This is a genomic window from Scandinavium tedordense (assembly GCF_024764965.1).
GTDB classification, from domain to species: Bacteria; Pseudomonadota; Gammaproteobacteria; order Enterobacterales; family Enterobacteriaceae; genus Scandinavium; species Scandinavium tedordense.
Map to the genome: position 1 here is coordinate 229,604 of NZ_JALIGG010000057.1, position 22,964 is coordinate 252,567.

The window sequence follows — 22,964 nt, forward strand, 5'->3', positions numbered from 1 at the left end:
CAAGCAGGAGATCCCATGAGTGGTTACGACAAATTGACCCTAAAAGATGGCAGCACTCTCTATTTCAAAGATTGGGGGAGCGGGCAGCCCGTGGTATTCAGCCACGGCTGGCCTCTGACGGCGGATGCGTTTGAAGACCAGATGCTTTTTTTGGGCGAGAAAGGCTTCCGGGTGATAGCCCACGACAGGCGCGGTCACGGGCGATCCTCGCAATCATGGGACGGAAATAACATGGATCAGTATGCCGACGATCTGGCGGAACTCACGGCCCATCTTAATTTGAAGAATGCCGTACACGTCGGGCATTCCACCGGCGGTGGCGAAGTGGCGCGCTACATTGGCCGTCACGGTACAGCGCGGGTGGAAAAAGCGGTGCTGATCAGCGCGGTGACGCCAATTATGGTGAAAACTGATTTTAACCCCAACGGTGTGCCCATTGAGGTGTTCGACGGTATCCGTCAGGGCGTCGTGAACGATCGCGGCGCATTCTTCCATGAGCTGTCGATGGCGTTTTATGGCTATAACCGCTCAGGGGCAAGCGTCTCGGAAGCGGTGCGGGCGAGCTTTGCGGCGCAGGGGTTACAGGGCTCTATCAAAGGGCTTTATGACTGCATTAAAGCGTTTTCAGAAACCGATCTGCGGGAAGATTTAAAGCGCATGACCATCCCGACGCTGGTCATTCACGGTGATGACGATCAGATTGTGCCGTTCGAAACCTGTGGCAAAGTGGCGGCGGAAATTCTGCCGGACGCTGAGCTTAAGGTCTACAAAGGCGGCTCTCATGGCATCTGCACCACCCATAAACAGCAAATTAACGAAAATTTGCTGACGTTCCTCAAATCGTAATCACTCAGCCCGGTACGTGACGTGCCGGGCGTTCACATTTATCACCATCGGGTTACACTCTTCTTTTCCCCTTTTTCAGGGCCAGATGATGCCAGTGTCCCTCCTTCCAGCCGACCGCCGTTTCTTTGCTGATTTGCTCAGTGGGTTGGTGCTCAATCCACAGCGTCTGGGCCGCATATGGTTTGCCAGTTCGGCGAAATCACTGCCCGCAGGAGCGTTGTGTCTGGACATGCCGCGCCTTGAAATCGTGCTGCGCGGAGAATACGGCAATGCGCTGGATGAATCGCAGCATACGCTGGCTCAGGGCGAAATGTTGTTCATTCCACCGCGCGCCGCCAATCAGCCGATCTTTAGGCGTTCGGCGATGGTGCTAAGTATGGTTTTCGCCCCGGCGTGGACCGGGATGGCGTTTTACGACAGCCGCAATGACAACACGCCCGCGCCGCTGCGTAAGGTGGAGTTTGTGCATCAGCAGCACGGTGAAGGGGAGGCGATGCTGACTGCGCTGACGTTGCTCAGCCGTTCTCCGCTGGAGCAGCAAATTATCCAGCCGCTGATGTTAAGCTTTTTACATCTGTGTCGAAAAAGCACGGTCACGGAAATGAATGCCGTGCCGTCACGCACGCAGTTTCTCTATCAAAGTATCTGCAACTGGATCCAGGATAACTACGCCAGACCCCTGACGCGCGAAGACGTGGCGGCATTTTTCAATATCACGCCAAATCACTTGTCGCGACTGTTTAGCCAGCAGGGCACCATGAGTTTTGTCGATTATCTGCGCTGGGTGAGAATGGCGAAAGCGCGAATGATTTTGCAGAAATACCAGCTGTCGATTGGCGATGTGGCGCTGCGCTGTGGTTATCCGGATGGGGACTATTTCAGTCGATTGTTCCGGCGTCAGTTTGGGCTGACGCCGGGAGAGTACCGCGCACGCTTCCAGTAAGCGCGATTACAGGCTCAGCTCTTCGCTCAATAGCGTCAGAATTGCCTGCGCATCGGTGGCTTCCAGCAAAGACTGACGGAAGGTTTTGTTGACCAGCTTGCGCGCCAGCTGGGAAAAGACTTTCACATGGTTAATGCCTTCATGCTCGCCAAGCGTCAGCATAATCACCAGTTCAACGTCGCCCATATCCGACTGCCAGTCAGTCAGCGTCGGAAGCCGCGCGATGCTGATGCTGGAGTGGCGGATCCATGCCGACTTGGTGTGCGGGATCGCCACACCAAACCCTACGCCGGTAGTGACGATTTCTTCGCGCTGCCAGATATCCTCTTCCAGCTCGAGCGGATGCTCGGTGCGTCCGTTGATCGCCAGATTGCCGCACAGCAGCTGGATAATCTGCTCTTTGCACAAAGAACGGTCGGTGAACAGAATGTTCTCCAGTGCCAGCAGCGGACGTGCGTCATCCTCCAGTGTGAATTCGTGTAGCAAAGCTTCAATGTCCTCGGCGCTGCGACATTCACAGGCTTTGTTGGCCAGTTCGCGGCAGGCAGCGCTGTCGAGCTGGCGCAGCAGGCTTTTCACCCCTGGAATGCGCGGCCCGCTCATGCTCAGCTCATCCAGTTCCAGCCCGAGCAAAAGCGGAAGATAACGGCTTTCGCCGCCCAACTCGCCGCAAATGCCAACCCATTTTCCGTGTCGATGGGCGACGCTGACAATCTGGCGCAGCATCCGCAGGAACGACGGCGTTATTGGGTTGTACAGCGTCGACACACGGGGATTATTGCGATCCACGGCGTATAAATATTGCGTCATATCGTTGGAGCCGATGCTGAAGAAATCCACCTCGTCGCAGAAATGGTCGATGATGTAACACACCGACGGCACCTCAACCATGATCCCCAGTGGCAGGCTGGCGGCAAAGCGCAATCCCTCCGCCTGAAGTTCGGCTTTAACCTGCTGCAGTTGGCTTTTGATCCACAGGATTTGGTCGAGACTGTGTACCATCGGGATCATCAACTGCGCGTTTCCGTAAGCGCCCGCCCGCAGAATAGCCCGCAACTGGGTACGAATCAGCCCGGCAAATTCCGGGTAAATCCGCACCGCGCGGTAGCCGAGGAACGGGTTTTCCTCATGCGGAATGTTCAGATAGCTTAGTGGCTTATCGCCGCCGATATCCATGGTGCGGAAAATAACCGGTTTATCGCCCGCTGCCAGCAGCACTTGCTGATAGGCCTCAAATTGTTCCTGCTCATCCGGCGGGGTTTGGCGGTCCATGTACAGCATTTCACTGCGAAACAGGCCCACGCCTTCCGCACCGTTACTGAATGCGCCTGGCGCTTCCAGCGCGCTGCCAATGTTGGCGGCCACTTCGATGCGCTGTCCATCGCGTGACAGCGCAGTTAACGCGGCGTCCTGCGTCTGGCGCGCCATGCGTTTGTCGTCGAGTTCCTGTGCGAGGGAGTAATAGCCCATTACCGCGTCGTCCGGTTCCGGAACCAGCACACCACACTGTCCGTCGAGCACCGCCTGGCGATGCTCAAGCCCGCTGAGTTCCGCCATGCTAAAGCCGTTGAGTACCGGGATGGACGAGGCGCGGGCAAGGATCAATGTGTGCGAGGTGCGACCGGTTTTCTCCAGCACCATTCCTTTGAGCTGCGTCAGGTCAAGGCCGAGAAACTGACTGGGCGTTAAATCTTCCGCCACCAGAATGGTCGGCTGGGTCAGGTGCAGTACGTCCTGATTGCGCTGTTGCGGCCAGGTGATGTGCAGTAAGCGCTCGCTGATATCGCGAATGTCACTGGCGCGCTCACGCAGATAATCGCTGCTCGATGCCAGTAGTTTGTCGCAAATAGCGTCCATGTTATCGATAATCGCCGCCGCCAGGCCCTGCTTATTGTCACGCATAATACGGCGGATATTGCTGGCAAACTCTTCATCCTGAATCAGCGATAAATGGGCGCTGAGAATAGTTTTGCTTTCGCCGCCGAGCACCCGCAGTTGCTGGTTCAGGCTGTCGGCGAGTTCCGCCAGGCTGTGCTCCAGTCGGGTCATGTCTTCCGGGCTTGCCGCAATAGCGCGGTAGCCATCGAGGCTGTCACTGCGCCAGAGGTTGATTTCCCCAAATCCGATGCCGCTTGCAAGTACGTTGCCGGTCAGTAAACGTGGATTCAGGCGCGAAAGCGAACGCGGTAGCGGGTGCGCTGTAGGCGAGGCCACGGCGGGCAGCACGCTATCGCTGTCGATAAAGTGCTGTTCGAGATAAATTTCCAGCGCACGGCGGGCCGGTTCTTCATCGCTGCCGCTGATTTCCAGTGAGCAGCTGTCGTTGAATAATGTGCCGGTGCTGACCAGCGCCAGTGAGCTTTTGCCGTCGGCGTGAGTGCTCAGACGGTGGTTGATAAAGCGAATATCGCTTTGCCATGCACTACATTGTTCCTTCAGCGCCCAGGCCGGGCGAGCATGCAGGCCGTTGGGCAACGGACAGAGAAAATCGAGAGTCAGCATAGCGGTTCCTGTAAGCGCAAAATCAGCATCTGAAATCCATCAGACGAGAAACGGTTTTGGCGTTGATATCGTGAAGCAGCGCCACCAGCAGCTGGTGGGTGAGGTCAATGTCTCCGGCGTCGGCAATGGAGGCGGCGCAGTGGCCGTGGCGGGTTGGCGGGCCGAGCACCACCGTTGGAATGCCGTTGCCGCAAAGATGCACCGCGCCGCCGTCGGTACCGCCGTTGCTGAACATATCCCGTTGCAGGGAAATGGCCTGCTGCGCAGCCGTGTCTTCTACCCAGCCGGTGAGTTTCGGTGGCGCAATCAGCGTTTTATCGTACATCACCAGCATCGGGCCTTCGCCAATCTGGCGATGGTTGTCGCTGCCGTAATCAAAGTTTTTCGCCCAGCAGGCGGTGTCGAGTATCAGCGCAAGATCGGGTTGAAGTTTGCGGGTGGCGGTTTGCCCGCCACGCAGGCCAACCTCTTCGCTTGAGCTTGCGACCAGCCACACTTCGGCATTCAGCGGCGTGGAATGTAACTCGCGCAGCAGCGTAATCAACAGATAACAGCCGAGGCGATCGTCGAAGGCTTTGCCCATTACGCGGTTGTGCGGCAATTCGCTAAACGGTGTGGCGAATGTGACGCGATCGCCAGGTTCCACGCCTGCTTCGACCACTTCGTCTGCGCTGCAGGCCCCTATATCGACGCGCAGTTTTGCCACATCGTTTCCGTAACGCTCGCCATCCAGTAGCCCGTTGATTTTGCCGCCGCTGCGGGTGGTTATCCTTACCGGCTGCAGTTCACGCGCGGTCATGCGCACATTGCCAATGGGGATAACGTCGATAGCGCCGGTCGATGAAATGCTGCGCACCATAAAGCCCACTTCATCCATGTGCGCGCAGACCATGACCTTCGGGCCGTGGCTTTCGTTCAGGCGGATAAGCACTGAACCGAGTCCGTCAAACTGCACTTCTTTACCCAATGCGTCAGCTTCGCGCAGCAGAATTTGTCGGACTTCCTGTTCGGAAGCGGCGATGGCATCGGCTTCACTTAGCGCTTTCAGTAACGCGAAATCCATTACGCTTCTCCTGTCATTAGCAGCGTTTTCGGGGTGTGATACAGCACTTCCGCACCGTCCTCGGTGACCAGCACTACGTCTTCAATGCGTACGCCGCCTTCGCCTTCCAGGTAAATGCCCGGTTCAATGGTGAGCAGCATTCCGGGGCGCAGCAGGGTGGTGTCGGTCGGCGAAAAGCGTGGATTTTCATGCACGTCAATGCCGATTGCGTGTCCGGTGTTGTGACCAAATTTCGGCCCGTAGCCTGCTTGGGTAATGTGTTCCCGGGCGGTGGCGTCGACGGTCTGACACGCGACACCCGGACGCACGGCGGCAATGGCCGCCAGTTGCGCCTCAAGCACCGTCTGGTACACCGCGTACAGCGGTGACGTTTCCACGTTGAAATAACGGCCCGCGACCAGAAAGGTGCGGGTCATGTCGGAACAATATCCCTGGTATTGGGCGCCAAAATCGAGCGTCACCAGTTCGCCGGCCACGATGATTTTCTCGGACGCTTTGCCGTGAGGAAGCGCGCCGCGAGGGCCACTGGCAACGATAGTATCGAACGAGGGTTTCTCCGCCCCTTGTTGTTTCATAAACCATTCCAGCTCGGCGGCGACTTCGCGTTCCCGCATACCGGGCTGGATAAAACGACGGATATGGCTGGCAGTGGCGTCTGCAATGCGACAGGCCTCGCGAATCGTTGCGATTTCCTCAGCGGTTTTTACCTGCCGCAGCGTATCAGGCGACACACTAACCAGCGTCGTGCCCAGCGAATCATGCCATTCGCTCGCCGTTTGCCAACTGACCTGTTCACCTTCAAAACCGATGCGCTGCAACCCTTCTTCTTCCGCAATTTGATTGACGATGGCGCTCATCGGGCGACCGCTTTCCAGCCGGTGTAGTTGGTAGCCGTGAGTGCGGGTGACGACGTCGCTGTAGTAGCGAAAATCCACCAAAATGTGCGCGTGTCGCCGGGTCACCAGCACGTAGCCCGAACCGCTCGAAAAGCCCAGATGCGCGAGCTTGTTTTGGCGTGACGAGAGGAGCAACGCGTCTATCCGTTGATGTGTCATCCAGTCACGTATCGCCGACAGTAAAGCCATATCCGTTTTCCTCTTACATCGCGTCGATGGCCAGCTTGCCACGTTTGTGCAGGCTGTTGCGGATAAGTACCACCAGCAAGGCGGTGATCACCGCGCCGACCGCAATACTCAGCATATAGGCACTGAGGTTGGTCACCAGCGGCCACGCCCAGATGGCTGATTCCGGGAACCATTGCACCGCGCCGAGCGCCGAAGCAGTCATTGCACCTGCGATGGCTCCAGTCATATAGGCGGGCAGGGTGGCGATTGGGTTTTCCAGCAGGAACGGAATTGCACCTTCACTGATGCCCATAAAAGCGAGGAACATCGCGGTTTTACCCTGCGGATAAAGCTGCGGGCTGAACAGGCGTTTGCCGGTCAGACGGCGGTCAATCAACGTGGCAAGGCCCAGACCAATCGGCGGGATCACAATCGCCACCGCGCGGGAGGTGATCGGCAGCACGTGGTCGGTGGTGAAACCGAGCGCCACAAATCCGGCCGCTTTATTAATCGGACCGCCGAGGTCAATGGCCGTGGCCGCCGCCATGCCGATGGCGTACATCATTGAGCCAGCCTGACCTGCCGCCAGCAGCAGCGTACGCATACCGCCGTTCAGCCAGCCACCAATCGGGGTGATGACGTAATACATCGCCAGCATCACGAACAGCGCGGAGAGGATTGGAATTAAGAAGGTACTTTTGAACGCCAGCAGATACTGCGGCACGGCGATTCGGGCGTTCAACCATTTCACCAGATACCCGGCGGCGATAGCGATAATCAGTGCGCCGATAAAGGTCGATGGCACCGGTTTGCTGGCCAGCCAGCTCAGTTTTTCCGGGTCGAAATTCAGCACCAGCGTCGGCTGAGTGGCAACCAGTCCACCGATAAAGCCCGCCGGAAACGCCAGCTTGCCGCCGATGGAGTTCGCCACAAAGGCGGAAAACATCGGGATGGCGAAGCTGAACAGCAGCCCGCCGAACGATTCCGTCAGGTAACCGAACTTCAGCACCGACAGATTAAACCCGGTGAATTTGCCGGAATTCAGCGCGTCCATAATCCCGGTGTCCGGCGGAATTTCCAGCCAGACGTAAGCAATCAGCTGCGAAATGGCGAGAATAACCCCGCCCATGATAAGCGTCGGCACCATGCGGGAAATGCCCGACATAATATGCTGAGGGAGTTCTTTCCAGAAGGAAGAGCCCGATTCTACGGGCGTTGTTGCCAGTGCAATGGTCTCGCCGTCAGACGAGACAGGACGAATGGCGCTGCGTTTTTTTATTGCCATTTCACACACCCTTGCTGTTGAGGATTATTGTTGCTCGGCGGCTATCAGCTCTTCGATTTCTTTCAGGGTGCCCGCGGCATTTTTAATGGCGTCCTGGAGGGAAATCTCATATACGTCGCGCGTTTCAAAGCGCTCGTTGTCTTCCGGGGTAATAGCGATGGCGTGAATGATGATATCGGCGGTGGCGATATCCTGCGCCGTCAGCCGGTTCTGGATGCCATCGGCCCCCTGGGTTTCAATCTTGACCTCGTAACCGGCTTCGGTTGCGGCATCTTCCAGCGCCTGCGCCGCCATAAAGGTGTGGGCCAGTCCCATCGGACAGGCACAAAGTGCAATCAGTTTCTTCGCCATGGTGAACTCCATTTATTAAAGTCGGAACTGATTATGCTCAGAGCCTTCTGGGTTCCGTTACCAGACAAATAATGCATTTTCTGGATTTTTGATGCGCGAGCGGGGAAATGTGATGCGTGTCCGCTTATAAGCAAAATCGATGGAATAAGACGAAGGATTAACGTGCTGAAAGCTAAAAGGAGAAGGGGAGAGTACGGGTGGTGAAGCGAGCCGGGCAAACATGCAATGCCCGGCGTCGAGGTTAGTTTCCGGCTTTATCAATCACGAACTGAGAACCGCAGTTGCCCGGATGCGGCTGTGGCAGCAGCGAGCCTTCTGACAGCGGTGCATTGATGGCGCTGGATTTGATAGCAATCTGCATTTCGGTCAGGTAGGCCGGTTTGCCGTTGCAGGTTAGCTTGAACGCTTTCACACCTTCTTTGCCATAGCTTTTGGCCACGGCGGCGTTGAAGTCACTCCGGCTGACGGTTTTGCCGTAGTGTTGCGCGAGGAAAGAGCCTAAAGCGCCCTGCTTGATCTCGCCATTCAGGCGCACCATGGTGCCGAAATAGGCATCCGGATCGAAGCCAAAGCAGACGCCGTGCTTGGCGTATTCATAGCGTTCCAGACACGAGCCGCCGCCGCTGCCTGGCATCACATTGTTCAGCTTGTTGGCCATTTCCAGCGAGAGGCCCGTTTCTGCCGCCGAGCATTTCCGGTTACCACGGACTTCGGGCATGTTCGGCTCCGGGCGCGTCGCACAGCCGAAACGCATCCAGCGACGATTGTCCACGCCACGGGCGGCGATGGATTTAGGCAGGCTCGGCCACAGGCCGTGCACCGTCAGATAATTTGTTTTATCGGCCACTTCTTTCTGGGTCCGGCATTCGCTCGGTTCGTTACGGTGATTATCCTGCATGCTCTGGCAAAAGCCGGTTTGCCAGGAGAGCGCCAGCACATAGCTGTCGAAATCAGGGTACTTTGCAGGTTGTAACGGCATGCTGTCTGCGGCCAGCACAGGGAGGCTGATCGCAGCCAGCATGGGCAGCATTTTCCATAAGCTTTTCATAGGAGGGTCCGTGGGTAATTGAAACGCCGAATACCTTCTATTTAATCATAAAAATGCCAATCAGGTTTAATTGACTGGCATTGTGATAGCGACTGTGAGCACTGAAAAATCATTTAGCTCCACATGGCGAGGATCGGCCAGCCAACCAACAGGAGCATGGAGATATAAATTACCCCGAAAATCGCCCCCAGCCGCCAGTAATCTTTCGACTTTACGTAGCCGCAGCCGTAGATGATGACGCCGGGTCCGGTGGCGTACGGCGTCAGGCAGCCCATGATACCAATCGACAGCACCAGCAGAATGCACAGATGTTCCATCGGTACGCCCGGAATGCCTTTCCCGATGGCCAGAATCACTGGCAGCATGGTGGCGGTATGCGCTGAGAGGCTGGCAAACAGGTAGTGTGCAAAATAGAACACCAGCACCAGCACCACGACTGTGGCGTTCGGCGAGAACCCTTCCAGATGAATGCTCATGGTATCGGCAAACCATTTGATGAAACCGGAACGGGTCAGGCCGTTGGCCATGACCACCAGCGTCGAAAGGTTCACCAGCGTGTTCCACGCCCCGGTGTATTTGGTGACCTCTTTCCACGGCACCACGTGTAGCGCCAACATCAGCGACACCGCCAGCAGGCCAACGGCGGTGGCTTCAATGTATTCCCCGCCAAACACCCACAGCCCCAGACTCAGGATCACCAGGCCAATCAGGGTTTTCTCTTTGCGGGTCAGGGCGCCCATTTCACGCAGCGCGTTGGCCGCCCAGCCCGAGACTTCCTCGCTGTGCGTCACTTCCGGTTTATACAGCACATACGACAGCCACGGCGCCACCACCAGCAGAATCAGCCCTACCGGTAAAAAGCTCAGAAACCATTGCAGCCAGCTGATGTTCACTCCGGCGATTTTGTTGACGAATTCCAGCCCTAGCACGTTGGGTGCCGCGCCGGTCACGAACATCGAGGAACTCAGGCTGGTACTGATAACCATCATCCACATCAGATACCCGCCGATGCGCCGCGACGATTTATCGTTGGGGAATGACTGGAACAGCGGCGGCAGGTTTTTAATCACCGGGAAAACGGTGCCGCCGGTGCGGGCGGTATTCGACGGCGTAAACGGGGCCAGAAGAATATCGATGATAACGATCGCATAGCCGAGTGTCAGGGTTCGTTTGCCCATAAACTTGACCATAAACAGCGCGATACGACGTCCCAGCCCGGTGACTTCATAACCCAGTGCAAAAATGAACGCCCCGAACACCAACCAGACGGTGGTGCTGGAGAAGCCCGCCAGCCCCCATTTCAATGCCTGCGAGCTGGCTTCAAAATCGGGGTTGGCCAGTTCCGAGGCGTCAAACAGCAAAAACTGATTGCCGATAACGCAAAGGGTGACAGCGATAAAGCTGATGGCAGTTGCCGGAATGGGTTCGAGGATCATGCCGACAATCATCGCCACAAACACCGCGAAATAGTGCCACGCCTGCGGCGGCATCCCGTCGGGAACCGGTATTAAGAACAGCACCAGCATCACGAGCAGCGGCGCAATTAACTTCCATATCTTATCTTTTGTAATCGACATAACCGATTCTCCGGTAAGCATTTTTTATGTAAGGGCGACGCCGAACCTCAGGTTGATTCCTTCACCTGAAGCACATTGTCGATAACAGATCCGTCGCGATAGCGAACCACGGCCACCACCTTGTCGGTCACTTCTATGGGGCGTGGATCGCCGGTGAGCAGCCGGGCGCGCTGTCGAAGCTTGGCGATGGGCACAATGGGAATGCCCGCAGTAAACAGGCGCTCAGTAAGTTCAGGTCGTGCTGGATTCACGGCGATGCCGTGGTCGGTCACCAGAATGTCCACGCTGGAACCCGGTGTGACGCAAGTGATGACCTTGTCGACCAGAGTTGGAATGCGCCCGCGTACCAGTGGGGCGACGATAATCGCCAGCGCAGCACCGGCGGCGGTATCGCAATGTCCGCCGGACGCGCCGCGCAGAACGCCGTCGGAGCCGGTCAGCACGTTGACGTTAAACTGCGTGTCGATTTCCAGCGCGCTCAGCACCACCACGTCGAGCCGGTTGACCGACGCGCCTTTCGAATCGCCATTGGCATACTGGTTGGCGCTGATTTCGCGATGACCGGGATTACGGGCCAGTGAATCTGCGGCGGTGCGGTCAAAGCTTTGCACGTCGAGCAGCGTGGTGATGAAGCCTTTTTCGTGCAGGTCGACAATCGAGGCGGTGATACCACCCAGCGCGAACGAAGCGTGCACGTTCTGGCGGCGCATTTTGTCGTGCAGGAAACGCGTGACCGCTAAAGATGCTCCACCGGTGCCGGTTTGCAGGGAGAAACCGTCCTTGAAATAACCGGATTCAGCAATGACGTCGGCGGCGCGGCGGGCAATTAGCAGCTCGCGTGGGTTAGTCGTCAGGCGGGTCGCACCGGCACCGATTTTTTCCGCATCCCCCACGCGTTCGACCTGCACGATCAAATTCACTTCGTCCTGGGAAATGCTCGCCGGATAGTGGGGATATGGCCGCAGTGCTTCGGTCAGCAGAACCACGCAATCAGCGTGGGCGGCATCGACTTTGGCGTAGCCCAGCGAGCCACAGTTGGCGGGGCCGCTGGTGCCGTTGGCGTTACCAAAATCATCGCAAGCGGGTACGCCGAGAAACGCCACGTCGATGTGCAGTTCTCCGCTTTGAACCAGCTGCACGCGCCCGCCGTGGGAGTGGATCTGCACCGGTTCATCGAGCAGCCCGTGGGAAATAGCGTCGGCCAAGGGACCCCGCAGGCCAGAGGTGTAGATTTTCGAAACGATGCCGTGACGAATGTGTTCCACCAGCGGCGCATGGCAGTCGCTGAGCGAACTGGAAGCCAGCGTCAGGTTTTTAATCCCGAGCCGGGCGATGGCGTCCATTACCTGATTGACGGTGAGATCCCCGCCGCGAAAGGCGTGGTGAAACGAGACGGTCATGCCGTCACGCAGGCCGCTGCGGCGAATGGCCTCTTCCAGCGAGGCGCAAAGTTTCGGCTGTGTGATTTCAGTCATGAGTATTCCTTATTCTTCTCGAAGGCCGGAAAGGGCGACGCGCGAGAGCACCACGCGGGCACGCTCGATAATCGGCTGGTCGACCATTTTCCCGTTCAGCGACACTACGCCGCGACCTTCCCGGGCGGAGGCTTCAGCGGCGTCGATAACCAGGCGGGCGTGATCCACTTCCTGCTGCGTCGGCGCGAACAGGTTGTGCAACAGATCAATCTGGCGCGGGTTGATTAACGATTTGCCATCGAAGCCGAGCTGTTTGATGTGAGCGGCTTCGTGCAGGAATCCGGCGTCGTTATTGGCATCGGAATAAACGGTATCGAACGCCTGAATACCGGCGGCGCGCGCGGCCTGCAAAATGGCACAGCGAGCAAACAGCAGTTCAGTTCCTTCCGCTGAACGTTCGGTTCGCAGATTGCGCACGTAGTCTTCGGCACCCAGCGCAATGCCGATCAGTCGCGGAGAGGAGAAAGCGATGGCGGTGGCCTGAGTTATTCCCAGGGGCGACTCGATGGCGGCCAAAAGACCGGTGCTGCCCGGTTCGCGCCCGCATTCACACTCAATGCGCAGAATTTCCGCTTCAATATCCAGCACATCCTGCGGGGTGTCGGTTTTCGGTAAGCGCACGATATCCGCCCCGCCACGCACGACCGCATTCAAATCCTGCAAGCCGTATTCTGAATCGAGTGCGTTCACGCGCACGATAGTTTCAACCTCCTGATATAGCGGGTGCTGCAAGGCGTGAAATACCAGGCGGCGCGCGGCATCTTTTTCGCGCAGGGCGACGGAGTCTTCCAGGTCAAACATCAGTGCGTCAGCCGGATAGATAAATGCGTTGCTGACCATGGCGGCGTTAGCGCCAGGCACGAACAGCATGCTGCGGCGGGTGCGCTGTTTTCGTTGGCTCAAGGAGAGGGTCATCATTGGGCACGCTCCCAGGGCAGGGCGGTGACGTCACTGGCGCGCACTAACACCGTTTCCAGTCGGGCGCGGATCACGCAGTCCAGTGCGCCTTTGTCGTCGAGAGTCAGCTGTACGCCGCGCACGCTGTAGCGCGCCAGCGTTTCCAGCACCGTGGCGCGAATGGCGTCGCCAAACTGCTTCTCTACGCTGCTGTGGATTTGCAGGTCGATGTCCTGTGACTCAAGCGGCGCGATGCGGATCATCACATCGCCCGACTCCAGCGTGCCTGCAACGGCGGGTTGGGTTATTTTCATTTTTCACCTGTAACCAGTTCGGGAAGATTCTGTGAGGCGGTCGGGCGCGGGGCGGAGAACGCCCGCAGCCAGGCCAGCGTGTCGGCGGGCACCAGCGGGGCGATGGCGTCAAATTCTTTTTTGACTAACAGTTTGCGCACCCGCGAGGCGGAGATCGGCTCATCGCCGTAGCGCAGCCGTTCGATTTCCACCAGTTCAATGGGCGGAGCGGCCAGTTCCGGGGTTTGCAGCCAGTGGCGCATATCGCAGTTGTACTGTGCGGTGACCTGGCAGAAGGGTTCGGTGCCAACAAAGCGATGCGTAATGCCGAGCGCCGGCGCCAGATGCTGGCGGAAAATTTTGAGGTCGATTTCGGTGTAGCAGTGGTTAATCACCGCCTGCTCTTTGATGAAATAGCACGGGAACGTCGCCCTGGAGATGATGTAGTCCGAGCCCTGATGCACCGTCAGGCGGGGAATATCCCGCGTTCCGGCCCGCACTAATGCCAGTCGGTCGGCATAGGGAAAGCGCGAGGTGTCTTCTTTGACCAGAAATAGATGCAGCCAGTCGCACTGCGCGGCTGCTTTTTCCACCAGATAACGATGCCCGTTGGTAAAAGGATTGGCGTTCATTACGATGCTGCCAATATTATTTCCCGAACGACGGAAGGGTGAAAGTTCCTGGGCATAACGGCTAATACGAGTGGCACTATTTTCCATTAGCACCATCAGGCCTGGCACGCGGGTCAGGGGGTAAAATCCGCACTGGGAAAACAAGGCTTCGTTTTCTATTTTTGTATAAAGGAAAAGATGCGGGCGATTTAATTCATAGGCGAGTTGTATAAGTTCTGTGGCTAATGTCAGCGCCAGACCTTCGCCCCGCACTGATTCACAGATAGCCACGCATTTAATAATATTTCCGGCGAGCCCACCGCAGGCAATCATTGTGCCGTTGCGGGTGGCGGTGATAAATATTTCAACCGTGGTATCGATGTTCAGCGAATTATCATGGAGAAATTGGGTGATAACGGCGACTTTATTATTCTCCGCACGCCTGACCCGGGTGAATACGGTATTGCTGAACATAGGTCGATCCTGTCTCTGCTGACGTTTCTCAGATTTAGAAAGGATCGTAAAGAGGAATGACGACGGGAGATATGAACTGATTCACAAACGGTTTTGTGGTTTTAATGGGTTTAATTAATTTGCGGAAATACGCGACAGAAATAATTATTTTGTTTACATCAAGGAAAAATAAAATAAACAAGCTGGTTACAATTGGGCGTCGGGAAGCGAAATAAAAAAGGGAAGCCGTGGCTTCCCCTGATAATACGTTCACGCGCGGAATTAGCCTGCGACGACGCTCGCAGAAGCGACCATCAGTTCGGTGGCAATAATCACCACCACCAGACCGACCAGCACAGGCACGGAGGTGCGTTTCACCACTTCAAACGGCGAAATTTTTGCCATCCCGGAAACCGCGACAACCACTCCGGATACCGGTGAAATGGTACGGCCGAGGTTGGAGGCTTGCAGCATTGGAATCGACAGGTATGCCGGGTTGATGCCGGAGCTGTGCGCCAGTTTCGGGATCATTTCGACGAAGGCGTAGAACGGTGCATTCCCGGAACCGGTCGTCATCGCCGCTAGCATCGTCAGGATCACCAGGACCAGCATCAGAATGATACTGGCAGAGCCGAACGAGGTGGCGATGGAAATCAGGCTGTCGATAAAGCCGATGGTGCTAAGACCCTGAGCAAAGACGCCTGCCGCGACCAGCAGCATGACCACGCCTGCAAAGGCGTCGGCCATCCCGCGATAGGCCACTTCCAGTCCGGAGAAGACTTTCTGAGTGTTAAAGCCGCGGAAGAATTCAAGGATCGCGGCCAGCAGCATACAGATAACCAGAATGGTGATGATGTGCAGCTCCGGGCCCCATTTGCCGTCAAAAATCAGCACGCCGATAATCGGAGTGAATGGCAAAATGGCGTAGAACGATGGCGCATTGGTGGTGATTTCGCTGACGTCGAGCATCTCGTGGGAAATGTTCTCTTTCTTATCGAGATAGCGCTGCCAGAAGAAATGCGCCACGGCCATACAGACAATCGCCGCAATCGAAATCGGCAGGGTCGTTTTGAAGGCAAAGTCGATCAGCGGCATTTCGGCCGCTTTTGCAGCCAGCACCACGTCACCGGAGGTGGGTGAAAGAATGATTGCTGCCGGTGAGGCGCAGATAGCCGCCGCCGCGCCGCGACTGATACCGACGTTCACCATCACCGGGAACAGCGTACCCATCAGCAGTACGCCGAGGCCGGTGGCAGAAGAAACCGCCAGCGACATCAGACATGCCACGAAATAAGCGGCAATCATCAGGATGTACGGCGAGTTAATGTAGCGCAGCGGCTTGGAGGTGAGTTTCACCACCATGTCGTTGGCACCGATGTGGGTCATATAGGCTGCAAAACCGCACAGCATCATAATCATCATGCCGAGGTCGCCACCGCGGCTCATCAGCAGGATTTTTATATATTCGACAATATCGGTGGCGGAGTAGCCGGTGCTGCTGGCGCTGGCCGGCAGGATTTTATGGCCCATCAGGGCGCTGGCAATTAACAGAGCCAGGCCGCCGACAAACAGCACGCCCGTTGCGGAATAGCCTTTAATGATATAGCGAGCGACACCCGCAATGACGACCACTCCGATAAGGAGCTCAAACAACGTTAGCATGATGGATTCCTGTCTTCCTGATGCCCAAAGAAAATTCTGTCAAAAATGTTTTCAAAAAAAGAAGTCTGAAAATGTGCCCAATTAACGGTCAAAACTTACTGACGAAAATCAATAAACCGACAACCATGGTCTTCCTTGAAGCCAAACCAAATCGGCTATCACATTATATATATTTATTTGATGAATGTTTGTGTTCTGTTGATACGAAAATGAAGCAAAAAAGTTAATCAAAATCAGCAGCTTCAGCCCGAAGTGTAAAAAGTTTAAAAATCGCTATCGATGATAATTTTCTGCTGGGTATACTCAGGCCACTTTTTCTCTTCGGCACTGATGATGAACGCTCAATGGACTTATCGCCTGCGTTTCTTCCGGCGGCATCTTGCGATGCTGCTGGTGGCGTTTGGCGTGCTTGTTCTGCAAAGCCAGCTGGCGCTGGCCTCTCATCAGTGTGACCTGAATCCGCTGGGTGACAGCGCGATGCTCCAACATGTGGAGCATCAGAGCATGTCGTCGGTGATGATGAAAACGCCGCTGTGCGAAAAACACTGCGTGCCGGACAACGTCCAAAAAACCGGCGATCATCCGCCCGTCATCGCGCTGCCGACCACCGTCGCCCTGGCGGTCATCGAAACCCCGTGCCCGTCAGTCTCCCGCTCTGACTGGACTCTCACTCCGCCCGCCGCAGGCCCCCCGGCAACGATCCGTTTTTGCCGGTTCAGAGAATAAACACTCCCGATAACTCGCTTAATTTTCAACTTATTAACGATTATCTGGAGAACACCATGAAATTTCCGCTTTCTACTGCGCTGTTAGGCGCGCTGCTCGTCTTCGTCTCTTCCCCGGCGCAGGCCGCTGATTCCGTTTTCGCTGTTAACCAGGCCGTCCCGGCCCCGGTGTATCACGTGAAAGGCGTTATCAAATCCATTTCCCCTCATGCCCTGACGCTGTCCCATGACGCGGTGCCCGAACTGCAATGGCCGCCCATGACCATGCCGTTTGCGTTGGCGAAAAATCTTGAGCTGCCAGCGCTCAGCGTCAATGACCCGGTGGATTTCGACGTCAGTTTACTTGATGGCCGCTACGAAATTATCGCGCTGACCGTTCGTCACTAAGCCGGGGAAATCCATGAACAAACCAACGTTGAGCCTGTGGCTCGGCGGGGTGCTGTTCGCGCTCGTTCACGCGTCTGCTTATGCAGAAACGTGGACGCTCGCCCAGACCCTGACCGCCGCACGCAATTATTCCGCCGAGCTTTCGGCCAGTCGTAATGAGGCCAAAGCGCTCGAATCGATGGCCGATTCGGCCCGCGAATTGCCTGATCCGAAGCTGAAATTTGGTATTGAAAACGTTCCGGTGCAGGGCAATAACGATGCCCGATTTACCCGGGAAGGCATGACCATGCAGAAGATAGGCATCATGCAGCGCTACGTCAGCGAAGAGAAACGCGACCGCAAAGCGCAAACGCTACAGGCGCAGTCGCAAAGTGTGAATGCCCAGGCGCAAACCTTGCTGGCTAATCTCCAGCGCGACACCGCACAGGCGTGGCTGGACTTGACGCTCTCCGAACAGGCGCTGAAAGCGGCCCGCAGGCTGGTTAACGAAACTGAGCGCCAGCTGAGTGTGCAGAAATCCAGCGTAGGGGCGGGGTCGTCGACGGCTGACAGCGTGCTGACGCTGCGGGTTGGCCTGATTGCGATGCGCGACAAAGTGACCGTCGCGGAACGTGATGTGCGTCTGGCGCAGGCGCGATTATTGCAGCTAACCGGCGAACAGGTGAGCGGCGTCAGCGGGCCAATGCCCGCGTGGCAGCGGCTTCCCGCCGATGAAGCCAGTCTGAATGAAGGGATCGCCCTGCATCCGGAAGTGATTGCGGCGGCGCGGCAGGCGAATACCGCTAAAGCGCGTTCCTCGGAATCAGCGATTGCGGCGATCCCGGATGTGGATGTGGAGGTCTATTACGCGCACCGCTCTGAGGATTACGACGACATGGCCGGGGTGATGTTTACCGTCGATTTGCCGCTGTTCCAGTCAAAACGTCAGGACAAAGACCACGCGGCCGACGTCTCGCGCACCCTACAGGCGAACGACCAACTGGCGCTGACCACCCGTGCCCATGCGGCCCAGCTCAGCACGCTGATTGCCGAATATCAGGCGGCGCAAACCCTGTGGTTACGCCAGCGCGACGACGTTCTGCCGTTGCAGCAACAGCGGGTGAAACTGCTGAATGCCCAGTATCGTGCCGGCCAATCGGACCTGACCGCGCTGCTGGCTGCCCGTCGTGATCTGCTCGATACCACGCTTGCCGCAAATCTTGCGGCAAAAACCGTGGCCCGTAGCTGGGCCGCGATCCACTTCCTGATCCCCCAGGAGACTGCTCAGTGAAAAAAATTATTCTGACGACGCTGGCCGTTGCCATTCTGGCGGCGACAAGTGGTTATTACGCCGGTTCGCATGGATCGACTCAACCTGTCGACACCGCAAAAGCGGCGCGCAAAGTGCTCTACTGGTATGACCCTATGGTGCCAGGGCAACGTTTTGATAAACCGGGAAAATCCCCGTTTATGGATATGCAGCTGGTGCCGCGCTATGCCGATGAAGGCCAGACGCAAACCGGGGTGAGCATCAGCCCACAACAGCAGCAGAATCTGGGCATGGTGATACAAACCGCACAGATGCGCAGCCTGGCACCGGCGTTTCAGGCGTGGGCGACGGTCACCACCGACGAACGCAGCCTGCAAACTATTCCATCACCCGCCAATGGCGTGGTTGAAAAGCTATTCGTTCGCGCCCCGCAGCAGTGGGTGAAGGCCGGTGAACCGCTGGCGCGATTGTGGATCCCGACGTGGACCACTGCGCAGCAGGAGTATCTGGCGGTGCGCCAGTTGGGCGATGCGGCCCTGACGCGTGCGGCTCGCGAACGGCTGGCGCTGCAGTTTATGCCAGAGTCTGTCGTGCGCCAGGTTGAACGCAGCGGGCAGCCGCAAACGCGGCTCACATTACACGCCGAAAAGGCAAGCTACGTGGCGAAACTTGATACCCGTGAAGGCGCGCAGGTGACTGCCACTGCGCCGCTGTTTGAATTAGCGAGTCTCGATCCGGTGTGGCTGGTAGTGGATTACCCGCAAAGTCAGGCCGCCTCGCTGGCGGTCGGCAGCGATGTGACCGCCTCGTCCGACAGCTGGCCTGGCGACGTTTTCCACGGCCGCGTTAGCGAGTTGCTCCCACAGCTGGAAACCACGACCCGTACCCTGAAAGCGCGCATCGTGTTGGATAACCCGCAGCAGAAGCTGAAGCCGGGAATGTATCTGCGCGTTGCGCTGGCGCAGAAACGAGCTTCCGCGCCGTTGCTGGCAGTTCCGGAAGAGGCACTGATCGCCACCGGCAGCAGTAATCGAGTGATTGTTGCCACTGGAGAAGGGCATTTCCAGGCGGTGAACGTCACGCCGGGCCTGAGTGCCGATGGCTGGACCGAAATCCGCCGCGGTCTGAAAGCAGGCGATCGGGTGGTGACTTCCGGTCAATTCCTGATTGATTCAGAAGCCAGCCTGCGCAGCGCGCTTCCGACTGCGCCTGCCGATGAGCACGCCCATCACAGCGTGGAGGCAGGACAATGATTGCAGCTGTTATTCGTGGTGCTTTACGCAACCGTCTGCTGGTGATTATGGCGGCGATTGGCATGGCGGTCTGGGGCGTGTGGTCGGTGCAGCGCGCGCCGCTCGATGCCTTGCCTGACCTTTCGGACGTACAGGTTATTGTGCGCGCCAGCTACCCGGGAAAAGCGCCTCAGGTGATTGAGGATCAGGTCACCTGGCCGTTGACGACGACCATGCTATCGGTACCGGGCGCAAAAACCGTGCGCGGCTTTTCGATGTTTGGTGACGCCTACGTGTACGTGTTGTTTGAAGACGGCACCGATCTGTATTGGGCGCGTTCACGGGTACTGGAATATTTAAGTCAGATCCAGTCACAACTGCCAGAGGGCGTGAAGGCAGAACTGGGGCCGGATGCCACCGGCGTGGGCTGGATTTATGAATATGCGTTGGTTGATAAGAGCGGCAAACACAGCCTCGCGGACCTGCGCGCGCTTCAGGACTGGACGCTGAAGTACGAACTGAAAACGGTGCCGAATGTATCCGAAGTCGCCAGCGTCGGCGGCATGGTGCGTCAGTATCAGGTGGTGGTCAATCCTGACCGGCTGCGAGCGCTCAACGTGACCCATCAGCAACTGGTGGTGGCGCTAAAAGCGGCGAACCAGGAGAGCGGCGGTGCTGTCGTTGAAATGGGCGAAGCCGAATATATGGTGCGTACCACTGGCTACCTGAAAGAGCTCGACGATTTTCGCCATGTGGTGATTACCAGCCGTGAAGGCGTGCCGGTGATGCTGTCAGATGTGGCGACGGTGCAAATTGGGCCAGAAATCCGGCGCGGTGTGGCAGAACTGAACGGCGAAGGCGAAGTGGCGGGCGGCATCATCGTGATGCGCTACGGTAAGAACGCGCTCGACACGCTGCACGCGGTGAAAGCCAAACTTGCCAGCCTGCAAAAAACGCTGCCGGACGGTGTGGAAATTGTGCCGGTGTACGACCGTTCGGGACTTATCGAAAACGCCATCGACACGCTGACCCATAAACTCATTGAGGAGTTTATCGTGGTGGCGCTGGTCTGCACGCTGTTCCTGTTCCATTTCCGCTCGGCGCTGGTGGCGATTGTGTCATTGCCGTTGGGCATTCTCGGCGCGTTTATCGTTATGCATTATCAGGGGATCAACGCCAACATTATGTCGCTCGGAGGGATTGCGATCGCCATCGGCGCGATGGTTGATGCGGCGATTGTGATGATCGAGAATATGCACAAAGTGCTGGAACAGTGGCGACACGATAATCCGGGTAAACAGCCGGATTACTGGCATCTTGCGGAGAAGGCGGCGGTGGAAGTCGGGCCCGCACTGTTCTGCAGTCTGCTCATCATTACGCTGTCGTTCATCCCGGTATTTTCGCTGCAGGCTCAGGAAGGACGGATGTTTTCCCCGCTGGCGTTCACCAAAACCTGGTCAATGGCGATGGCTGCTGGGCTTGGGATCACCCTGATCCCGGTGCTGATGGGCTATTTTATCCGCGGGAAGATCCCGGATGAAAATGCCAACCCGATTAATCGATGGCTGATCCGCGCCTACGAGCCGCTGTTGGATAAGGTGCTGGCCAGACCGAAAACCACGCTGATGCTGGCAGTGGCGCTGCTGGCGCTGACCCTGTGGCCGCTGAGTCGACTGGGCAGCGAGTTTATGCCACCGCTCGACGAAGGCGACCTGCTGTATATGCCGTCCACGCTGCCGGGCATTTCGGTGCGCGAGGCCAGTCGATTACTGCAACAGACCGATCGCCTGATCAAAACGGTGCCTGAAGTCGAAAGCGTGTTCGGCAAAGCGGGCAGGGCGGACACCGCGACCGATCCCGCGCCGCTAACGATGCTGGAAACCACCATCCATTTTAAACCGCGTGGCCAGTGGCGACCGGGCATGACCACCGCGAAGCTCATCGAAGAGCTGGATAAAACGGTGCAGGTGCCGGGAATTGCCAACGTGTGGGTGCCACCCATTCGCAATCGACTGGATATGCTGGCGACCGGGATTAAAAGCCCGGTGGGCATCAAGGTGAACGGCAACAATCTGGCTGATATTGAGCGGGTGGCGCGTGAGATTGAACAGGTGGTGAAAAACGTGCCGGGCGTGACCTCGGCGCTGGCGGAGCGGCTTTCTGGCGGGCGCTATGTCGATATCGCGATTAACCGTCAGCAGGCTGCACGTTATGGGGTATCGGTGCAGGAGTTGCAGTCGTTAGTCAGCACGCTGGTCGGTGGGGAAAACGTCGGGCAGACCCTTGAAGGGCGGGAGCGCTTCCCGATTAACGTTCGCTATCCGCGGGATTTGCGTGACAACGTGGAAAAGCTGCGCCAGCTTCCGGTGGTGACGGCTAACGGCAGCCAGGTGACGCTCGGGGAGCTGGCGGAGGTCAGCATCAGCGAAGGTCCGCCGATGCTTAAGAGTGAAAACGCGCGGCTGTCGAACTGGATTTATGTCGACCTGCGCGGGCGTGACCTTAAATCTGCCGTTGAGGAGATGCAGCAGCGGGTTGCCCGGCAGGTAAAACTGCCTCAGGGTGTTTCACTCGCCTGGTCCGGGCAATTTGAATATCTTGAGCGCGCAATAGCCAAACTGGAAATAGTTTTACCGGTGACGCTGATGATTATTTTTGTGCTGCTGTGGCTGACTTTTCGTCGTATTTCCGACGTGTTATTGATCATGGGGACGTTACCGTTTTCGCTGATTGGTGGCGTCTGGTTGCTGTGGCTGCTGGGATATAATTTATCGGTGGCGAGTGCCGTCGGGTTTATTGCCCTGGCAGGTGTGGCCGCAGAGTTTGGCGTTATTATGGTGCTGTATCTCAACACCGCATTAACCAAATATCGAGGCCATGTCGATGAAATGGATAACGGTTCGCTGCTGCGGGCTATTCATGAAGGCGCAGTGCTCCGCGTTCGCCCGAAGGTAATGACCGTTGCAACCATTATGGCGGGACTACTGCCTATCATGTGGGGAAGTGGAACCGGGTCTGAAGTCATGAGTCGTATTGCCGCGCCGATGATTGGAGGAATGATTACCGCGCCGCTACTGTCGATGTTGGTTATTCCGGCGGTTTATAAATTATTGCACCGCGATAAACGAGAGTAATCTTAGTTGTTTTTGTCTTGAAAAAATATATTCAGCGCCTATCCGGCGCTGAATTTTCGTTGTCATAAAGGACGATTCCGCTCCTGTTAAGGTTTTATTAATTTTACGCTTGTTACTCTGTACAGCTATGAACGACAAGTGGTTATTTTCGTGGCGAAAATCATTAA

General features: G+C 56.9%; 19 protein-coding genes. 7 read left to right on the forward strand and 12 right to left on the reverse strand.

From position 1 onward, the window contains the following. Window positions 1–15: 15 nt before the first annotated feature. Together MUU46_RS16985 and MUU46_RS16990 are read left to right on the forward strand one after the other, a co-directional pair. Window positions 16–846 carry an alpha/beta fold hydrolase gene (locus MUU46_RS16985; protein ID WP_258966134.1) on the forward strand — a complete coding sequence of 277 codons (831 nt, stop codon included), beginning with the start codon at window positions 16–18 and terminating at the stop codon, window positions 844–846. Between the two features lie 88 nt (window positions 847–934). Beyond that, window positions 935–1,789, forward strand: a complete 855-nt coding sequence (locus tag MUU46_RS16990; protein ID WP_258966135.1) for a helix-turn-helix transcriptional regulator — start codon at window positions 935–937, stop codon at window positions 1,787–1,789. A gap of 6 nt (window positions 1,790–1,795) precedes the next feature. Here the strand turns inward: MUU46_RS16990 and ptsP are convergent, their stop codons facing one another. The 12 genes from ptsP to dcuC all read right to left on the reverse strand — a co-directional run bounded on the left by ptsP (window position 1,796) and on the right by dcuC (window position 16,070). Next, complete coding sequence (gene ptsP, locus MUU46_RS16995) at window positions 1,796–4,291, reverse strand: phosphoenolpyruvate--protein phosphotransferase (RefSeq protein WP_258966136.1); 2,496 nt, start codon at window positions 4,289–4,291, stop codon at window positions 1,796–1,798. A 22-nt stretch (window positions 4,292–4,313) separates the two neighbouring features. Beyond that, window positions 4,314–5,354 carry an aminopeptidase gene (gene ypdE, locus MUU46_RS17000; protein WP_159754520.1) on the reverse strand — a complete coding sequence of 347 codons (1,041 nt, stop codon included), beginning with the start codon at window positions 5,352–5,354 and terminating at the stop codon, window positions 4,314–4,316. After that, complete coding sequence (gene ypdF / locus MUU46_RS17005) at window positions 5,354–6,439, reverse strand: aminopeptidase (protein ID WP_258966137.1); 1,086 nt, start codon at window positions 6,437–6,439, stop codon at window positions 5,354–5,356. Before ypdF ends, ypdE begins: the two co-directional genes overlap by 1 nt. Window positions 6,440–6,452: 13 nt before the next feature. Beyond that, entirely contained in the window at window positions 6,453–7,703 is a 1,251-nt protein-coding gene (locus MUU46_RS17010) for a PTS fructose transporter subunit IIC (RefSeq protein WP_159754514.1), read from the reverse strand. Window positions 7,704–7,727: 24 nt separating this feature from the next. Beyond that, on the reverse strand, window positions 7,728–8,054 hold the full coding sequence (locus MUU46_RS17015) for a PTS fructose transporter subunit IIB (RefSeq protein WP_110512408.1): 327 nt from the start codon (window positions 8,052–8,054) through the stop codon (window positions 7,728–7,730). Window positions 8,055–8,295: 241 nt separating this feature from the next. Continuing rightward, window positions 8,296–9,102, reverse strand: coding sequence for a ribonuclease I (gene rna / locus MUU46_RS17020; protein WP_258966138.1), 807 nt, complete (start codon window positions 9,100–9,102; stop codon window positions 8,296–8,298). 113 nt (window positions 9,103–9,215) lie between these two features. Next, complete coding sequence (locus MUU46_RS17025) at window positions 9,216–10,679, reverse strand: anion permease (RefSeq protein WP_159754508.1); 1,464 nt, start codon at window positions 10,677–10,679, stop codon at window positions 9,216–9,218. Window positions 10,680–10,726: 47 nt separating this feature from the next. After that, entirely contained in the window at window positions 10,727–12,154 is a 1,428-nt protein-coding gene (citF, locus tag MUU46_RS17030) for a citrate lyase subunit alpha (RefSeq protein ID WP_258966139.1), read from the reverse strand. Window positions 12,155–12,163: 9 nt separating this feature from the next. After that, on the reverse strand, window positions 12,164–13,072 hold the full coding sequence (locus tag MUU46_RS17035; protein ID WP_258966140.1) for an aldolase/citrate lyase family protein: 909 nt from the start codon (window positions 13,070–13,072) through the stop codon (window positions 12,164–12,166). Beyond that, window positions 13,069–13,365 (reverse strand): citrate lyase acyl carrier protein, encoded by a 297-nt coding sequence (citD, locus tag MUU46_RS17040; protein WP_159754499.1) that lies wholly within the window; start codon window positions 13,363–13,365, stop codon window positions 13,069–13,071. The genes MUU46_RS17035 and citD overlap by 4 nt, the downstream gene beginning before the upstream one ends. Then, window positions 13,362–14,429, reverse strand: coding sequence for a [citrate (pro-3S)-lyase] ligase (gene citC / locus MUU46_RS17045; protein WP_258966141.1), 1,068 nt, complete (start codon window positions 14,427–14,429; stop codon window positions 13,362–13,364). Before citC ends, citD begins: the two co-directional genes overlap by 4 nt. Before the next feature lie 261 nt (window positions 14,430–14,690). After that, a complete protein-coding gene (gene dcuC, locus MUU46_RS17050) occupies window positions 14,691–16,070 on the reverse strand; it encodes an anaerobic C4-dicarboxylate transporter DcuC (protein ID WP_258966142.1) in 1,380 nt (459 codons plus the stop codon). 330 nt (window positions 16,071–16,400) lie between these two features. Between dcuC and MUU46_RS17055 the strand changes: the two genes are divergently transcribed. The 5 genes from MUU46_RS17055 to MUU46_RS17075 are packed head-to-tail and all read left to right on the forward strand — an operon-like array spanning window position 16,401 to window position 22,797. Beyond that, a complete protein-coding gene (locus MUU46_RS17055) occupies window positions 16,401–16,796 on the forward strand; it encodes a DUF2946 domain-containing protein (RefSeq protein ID WP_309582944.1) in 396 nt (131 codons plus the stop codon). Between the two features lie 56 nt (window positions 16,797–16,852). Next, window positions 16,853–17,182, forward strand: coding sequence for a copper-binding protein (locus tag MUU46_RS17060; protein WP_258966143.1), 330 nt, complete (start codon window positions 16,853–16,855; stop codon window positions 17,180–17,182). Window positions 17,183–17,195: 13 nt separating this feature from the next. After that, entirely contained in the window at window positions 17,196–18,452 is a 1,257-nt protein-coding gene (locus tag MUU46_RS17065; protein ID WP_258966144.1) for a TolC family protein, read from the forward strand. After that, entirely contained in the window at window positions 18,449–19,684 is a 1,236-nt protein-coding gene (locus tag MUU46_RS17070; protein WP_258966145.1) for an efflux RND transporter periplasmic adaptor subunit, read from the forward strand. Before MUU46_RS17065 ends, MUU46_RS17070 begins: the two co-directional genes overlap by 4 nt. Continuing rightward, on the forward strand, window positions 19,681–22,797 hold the full coding sequence (locus MUU46_RS17075) for an efflux RND transporter permease subunit (protein ID WP_258966146.1): 3,117 nt from the start codon (window positions 19,681–19,683) through the stop codon (window positions 22,795–22,797). The genes MUU46_RS17070 and MUU46_RS17075 overlap by 4 nt, the downstream gene beginning before the upstream one ends. The last annotated feature ends 167 nt before the right edge of the window (window positions 22,798–22,964 follow it).